This window comes from Halapricum sp. CBA1109 (genome assembly GCF_009741825.1).
In the GTDB taxonomy this organism is placed as follows: Archaea; Halobacteriota; Halobacteria; order Halobacteriales; family Haloarculaceae; genus Halapricum.
In genome coordinates this window covers 1-2474 of sequence record NZ_WPCA01000230.1, presented here as the reverse complement: position 1 = coordinate 2474, position 2474 = coordinate 1, and the positions used below count along the sequence as shown (strand labels likewise).

Below are 2474 nucleotides of genomic sequence, written 5' to 3'. Positions count from 1 at the left end.
GCGGCATCGGCCGGGGAGCCCTCGACCGGCGCGGACGGAGCGGTCCAGCGGTCGTCCTCGGGGAGGAGCAACAGCCGGCCGTCCGCGCGCAGGAGTGCGACTGCGACGTGCATACGGCCCCAGTGGGGTGTCGGCGACAAAACGCCACTGCCGCGACGGGTTCTTGTCCCGAGCGGTCGAGGGAGTGGTATGGACATCGCCATCGTCAGCGATTCGCACATCCCCTCCCGGGCGCAGTCGATTCCGGCGTGGGCGCGGCGGGAGATACAGACGGCCGAGTACGTCCTCCACGCGGGCGATTTCGACTCGACGAAGGCCCTCGCGGACGTCCGAGGCCTTGCCTCGCGGTTGGTCGCCGTCGGCGGCAACACCGACCCTCGGGGACTGGACCTGCCGACCGTCGAAACCGTCGAGTTGGGCGGCGTCCGCTTCGTGTTGACCCACGGGGCCGGGTCGAAGCGTACCTACGAGTCCCGCGTCGCGGGCATCGTCGACGACCACGCGGGCGAGAAACCGACCGTCGGCGTCGCCGGTCACACCCACGAACTGCTGGACGAGACGGTCGAGGGCTACCGCCTGCTCAACCCCGGCAGTGTCACGGGCGCGGCCCCGGCGGACGCGGCGACGATGCTGACCGCGACGGCGAGCGACGGGGAACTGGACGTGACCGTCCACCGGGCGTAGTTCCGGTGCCCGAGAGACGGAAAATCTCGCTATAATTCCCGGATTTGTCTAAATACCTCTATTTTTGGATAATACTTTTCAATTCAGGGCGCGAAGCTGTAGATATGCTCAGGCCCCTGCTGGAGCGGTTGCGGTCGTGGTGGGCGGTCGAGGACCCCGAAGACCGCATCGAGGGCGGCGACGGCCCGTACCTCGACCCGGCGTACAACGGCCGGTACACCGCCGAGCGGCGACTCGGACAGCTCTCGGAGGCGGCCGAGGAACACGAACGGCGGTCCGACGGCGACTGAGCGGACTGTGAACGTTCAGCACGGTCGGCAGCGCCTGCTCCTAGCGGCGTCCTTTTTATCGGGGACCCCCCAGAGGGGCGTATGGAGGTCTTCGCGGTCCCCGACCTGCCCGAGATAACCGCCGGCGACGACCTAGCGGCGCTGATCGACCAGCGAGTCGACCTCCGGCCGACGGACGTGGTCTGTGTCGCCAGTACCGTCGTCTCGAAGGCCGAAGGGCGGGCGTACGATATGTCCGACTTCGAGGCGGGCCAGCGGGCGCGAGCCATCGCCCGGCGTCTGTCGGGAATCACTGGCGAAGACAAAGACCCACGCTTCGCCCAGGCGGTGTTGGACGAGAGCGAGGAGCTACTGATGACCGCGCCGTTTCTACTCACCGCCACCCGTTTCGGCCACATCACCGTCAACGCGGGTATCGACCGCTCGAACGTCCCCGGATCGGACCTGCTGTTGCTGCCCGAGGACCCGTCGGCGAGCGCGGCCGCGCTCCGCGAGGGGCTGTCCGGGTCGCCGCCGGTCGTCGTCACCGACACCTCGGGGCGGCCGTTCCGCCACGGCCAGCGTGCGGTCGCGCTGGGGTGGGACGGGATGTGGGCGAACCGCGACTGGCGCGGGGAACCCGACCGCGACGGCCGCGAGTTGGGCGTGACCGTCCAGTCCGTCGTCGACGAACTCGCGGGGACGGCGAACCTCGTCACCGGCGAGGGCGACGGCGGGACGCCGGTCGCGGTCGTCCGCGAGTGGGAGTTCGGCGACCACGACGGCCACGATATGCTGTTCAGGGACGCCGAAACCGACTTCGTTCGACAGGCGCTGCGGCAGTGGAGCTACTGATGTACGGACTCGAACTCACACCGGAACACCCAGTCGGAACGCTCGCTGACTTCGCGGCCACGGCCGAATCGGCCGGCCTCGACGCCGCCTTCGTCAGCCACCACTACAACAACCGCGACCAGTTTATGGCGCTCACGGAGATGGCGTCCCGGACCGATGACATCGCCCTCGGTCCGGGCATCGCCAACCCCTACGAGACCCACCCCGTGACGCTGGCTTCCCGGATGGCGACCCTCCAGGAGGTGTCGGGAGGTCGCGGCCGCTTCGGTATCGGCCCGGGCGACGCGTCGACGCTGGCGAACCTCGGCTTCGATCAGGACGACGCGCTCCGGCGCACGCTGGAGACGTTCAAAGTCGCTCAGGAGCTCTGGGCGGGGGAACGCGTCGACCACGACGGCACCTTCCGGGCCGACGACGCCGGCCTGAACTACGAGGTCGAGTCCATCCCCGTCTACGTCGGCGCGCAGGGGCCGCATATGACGCGGATGGCCGCCAAACACGCCGACGGCGTCCTCTACAACGGGGTCCACCCGCGAGACGTCGAGTGGGCGGCCGATCAGGTAGCGAAGGGCCTCGAAGAACGACCCGACCACCGCGGGGAGTTCGACTTCGCCGCCTACGGGAGCGTCTCGGTGGCCGAGGACGCCGACGCCGCCCGCGAGGCCG

The 2474-nt window shown here is 69.2% G+C and carries 4 protein-coding genes; all 4 read left to right on the top strand.

What is annotated here, in order from left to right; all coding sequences use genetic code 11:
* Positions 1–189: 189 nt before the first annotated feature.
* On the top strand, positions 190–684 hold the full coding sequence (locus tag GJ629_RS15465; RefSeq protein WP_157513810.1) for a metallophosphoesterase family protein: 495 nt from the start codon (positions 190–192) through the stop codon (positions 682–684).
* A gap of 104 nt (positions 685–788) precedes the next feature.
* Positions 789–974, top strand: coding sequence for a hypothetical protein (locus GJ629_RS15460; protein ID WP_157513809.1), 186 nt, complete (start codon positions 789–791; stop codon positions 972–974).
* 81 nt (positions 975–1055) lie between these two features.
* Complete coding sequence (locus GJ629_RS15455) at positions 1056–1808, top strand: coenzyme F420-0:L-glutamate ligase (RefSeq protein WP_157513808.1); 753 nt, start codon at positions 1056–1058, stop codon at positions 1806–1808.
* Positions 1808–2474 (top strand): 5,10-methylenetetrahydromethanopterin reductase (locus tag GJ629_RS15450; RefSeq protein ID WP_157513807.1); only part of this gene is annotated, 667 nt, incomplete at its 3' end. The genes GJ629_RS15455 and GJ629_RS15450, both read left to right, overlap by 1 nt.

What these genes read in the sequence shown, in the direction of transcription:
- GJ629_RS15460 (WP_157513809.1), top strand. Translation starts at nt 789, where the DNA reads ATGCTCAGGCCCCTGCTGGAGCGGTTGCGGTCGTGGTGGGCGGTCGAG.
- GJ629_RS15465 (WP_157513810.1), top strand. Translation starts at nt 190, where the DNA reads ATGGACATCGCCATCGTCAGCGATTCGCACATCCCCTCCCGGGCGCAG.
- GJ629_RS15455 (WP_157513808.1), top strand. Translation starts at nt 1,056, where the DNA reads ATGGAGGTCTTCGCGGTCCCCGACCTGCCCGAGATAACCGCCGGCGAC.